Genomic DNA, 2,852 nt, shown 5'->3' on the forward strand with positions numbered 1-2,852 from the left:
GCTCAGGCCAAGCACCAATAAATGTGGGAGCTGGCTTGCCTGCGATGGCGGTGGGTCAGTCAATAAATCCTTGGCTGAACGACCGCATTCGCGGGCAAGCCCGCTCCCACAGTTTTATTGCATTTCAGGTTTGGAACTGTGTCTACAGCGGGCGCAAAACTCAGGCCAAGCACCCATAAATGTGGGAGCTGGCTTGCCTGCGATGGCGGCGGGTCAGTCAATAAGTCCTTGGCTGAACGACCGCCATCGCGGGCAAGCCCGCTGCCACAGTTTGGTTGCATTTCAAGTTTGAAATCGAGTCTGCGGCGAGCATAAAGCTGAGGCCAAGCACCCATAAATGTGGGAGCTGGCTTGCCTGCGATGGCGGCGGGTCAGTCAATAAGTCCATGGCTGAACGACCGCATTCGCGAGCAAGCCCGCTCCCACAGTTTGATTGCATTTCAAATTGGAACCGAGTCTGCAGCGGGCGGGTTGCTCAGTCCGCAATCACCACTATCGACACGCGCCGGTTCTCGGTGCGCCCCGCCGCCGTGGTGTTCGGCGCCACCGGTTCGCTGCTGCCGAGGCCGCGCAGTTGGATGTTTTCTTCCTTCATACCCACGCCCGTCAGCACCTTGCCCACGCTTTTTGCGCGGCGCAGGGACAGTTGCTGGTTGTAGGTTTCTTTGCCCGAGGCGTCGGTGTGGCCGTCCACGCGAACGCGTTCGATGCCCACGCCGAGCAGGGCCTTGCCGATGCGTTCAACGATATCGGTGCTGGGTTGGTTGAGGGTTTCGATGTCGCTGCCAAACAGCACTTTGCCGGACAAGCCGAACGCCCAGCCTTCGTCGGTCAGTTCAAACCCTTGCTGCTTGAGCACGGCGACTTGCGCCGGGGTCAGGCCTTTGGGGGGCGCCGTCTGGCAGCCGCCGAGGGCAAGCAGGGCCACCAGCAGGGTGATAAACATAACGCGCGCGGTCGAGAACAAGGGGTCAACTCCTGTGATTAACGTTGGCGGCGGACGGCTCCGATTCCGCCGTTTGCTGGCCGCCCTGGGACAGCCGCTTGGCCTGGTACATCGCCGCATCCGCGGCGTTGAGCAAGGTGCCGGGAGTGGCGCCATGATCGGGATAAATCGCAATGCCGATACTGAGGGAGGTCAACACTTGGGTGTTGCCGGGCAGCGGGATCGGCTTGTCCATGCTGGCGATGATCTTGTCGGCGATGCGTTGGGCATCTTCGAGTTTGTGCAGCGGCGCCAGCAGGATCGCGAATTCATCGCCGCCCAACCTCGCCACCAAGTCGTCTTCACGCAGTTGCGCGCGCACGCGCTCGGCCACGGCCACCAGCACGGCATCACCAGCGGCGTGGCCGAAGTTGTCATTGATGTCTTTGAAACGGTCGCTGTCGAGAAACAGCACCGCCACGCGCTCATTGACCTTGGCCGCGCTGCGCAGGGCACGAATCAGCCGGCCTTCGAAAAACGCGCGGTTGGGCAGGCCGGTCAGGCTGTCGTGGCTGGCCTGGTGGGCGAGGGTTTCGTTTTCGCTTTGCAGGTGGCTCTGCCAGGCTTCCATTTCGCCGAGCAGGGCATTGAAGTCACTGCCCAGGCTGTCGAGTTCGGCGATCTGCGCCGGGGGCACGCGCCGGTCAAAGTCGCGTTCGCTGCGCGCGGCGTGCGCCACCGCCGCCAGGCTTTGCAGTGGCCCGGTAATACCGCGTAACAGGCGCCGCGCCAAGTGCAGCGCCACCCAGGCGCTGAGGGCGGTGCAGATCAGAATCCCGGCCAGGCCACTGAGCAGGAAGCGCAACAGGCTGCCGCCGTGGCCGACCACGTGAATGCTGCCGATGGATTGCCCCTGGTGCAGGATCGGCTGGCTGATGGGTTGTTCGAGCAGGGTATGCGCCAATGCCAGTTCAACGTGCGAGAGCATCCCGGTGTCCGGCCGCTCCCAATGCGCGAGCAGTTTGCCGTTGGCGTCGAACACTTCGGCCTGGGCCACTTCTTCGGTGGAGGCAATCAGGCTCAGGGCTTCAGTGGCGGCGGCGCTGTCGTTGAACACCACCGCCGCTTCCACGGTGTAATTGATGGAGCGCGCGATCAGGTGCAGGTTGTGCTCGGCGTATACCCGCAGCGCCAGCACACCAAGCAAGGTCAGGGACACACTGGCCAGGCTCACGGCCACCAACGCCAGGATCAAATGCCCACGGCCAATGACGGAGCGCAGGGTTGGCCGTGCTTTTGGGGCCCTCACGGCGCCGGCGCTCGACGACGGGAAAGTTGCAACACACTCGGGTGAATACGCACACCGCTGCGAGCGACGGAGTCGAGGTTGACCTCGAACGACACCTGCTCATCCGCCACGCGCAGGCAGAACAGGCTGCCCACGGTGCATTGGTCGCCACCTTCGCTGATGCTCAGCACCGGGTGGCCGATCAGCGAGGCGAACAGGCGGCTGCGCTCATCGGCAGACAGTTTGCCGATGTACACGGCGTCGCAGGCACTGACGATATCAGGATGGTCGGCCAGCAAACGCTTTACGACAACCGGCCGGCCGGTGGCCTGGGTGGTGCCTTTGATCAGGTCGTCGGTGTACTGGGTAGGCCCGACGATGCACAGGCGCAGTTGCGCAGGTTCTACCGGCCAACGGGCATAACTGAGGATGCCGAGTACCACTTGGGTGACTGCTTGGGCGCGGTGGTCTGCGAGGCTGGGCGTTTGGGCAAATGCGCGTGGCGCGAGCAGGCACAGCACCGCCACCAGTAACATGCGTCTCCAGCTCAAACTGCGCTCTGTGGGCGAGACAGCCACGTTCATGCAGCGATACTCTCAGGTGTTTTTCAGGGTGATGCCGCAACGATAGCACAGCGGC

At 63.0% G+C, this 2,852-nt stretch carries 3 protein-coding genes; all 3 read right to left on the reverse strand.

Features of this window, described 5'->3' with window-relative positions:
- Positions 1-475 precede the first annotated feature (475 nt).
- The 3 genes from WBB95_RS14410 to WBB95_RS14420 are packed head-to-tail and all read right to left on the reverse strand — an operon-like array spanning position 476 to position 2,797.
- Positions 476-967, reverse strand: coding sequence for an OmpA family protein (locus WBB95_RS14410; RefSeq protein WP_424488188.1), 492 nt, complete (start codon positions 965-967; stop codon positions 476-478).
- A gap of 4 nt (positions 968-971) precedes the next feature.
- A complete protein-coding gene (locus tag WBB95_RS14415) occupies positions 972-2,234 on the reverse strand; it encodes a diguanylate cyclase domain-containing protein (protein ID WP_424488189.1) in 1,263 nt (420 codons plus the stop codon).
- The gene (locus WBB95_RS14420) at positions 2,231-2,797 is read right to left on the reverse strand and encodes a YfiR family protein (protein WP_424488190.1); all 567 of its coding nucleotides are present in this window, start codon (positions 2,795-2,797) and stop codon (positions 2,231-2,233) included. Before WBB95_RS14420 ends, WBB95_RS14415 begins: the two co-directional genes overlap by 4 nt.
- Positions 2,798-2,852 lie beyond the last annotated feature (55 nt).

The organism is Pseudomonas sp. (assembly GCF_049645325.1).
Lineage (GTDB): Bacteria > Pseudomonadota > Gammaproteobacteria > Pseudomonadales > Pseudomonadaceae > Aquipseudomonas.

Coding starts and splice junctions, on each gene's coding strand:
- WBB95_RS14420 (WP_424488190.1), bottom strand. CDS start 2,797: ATGAACGTGGCTGTCTCGCCCACAGAGCGCAGTTTGAGCTGGAGACGC.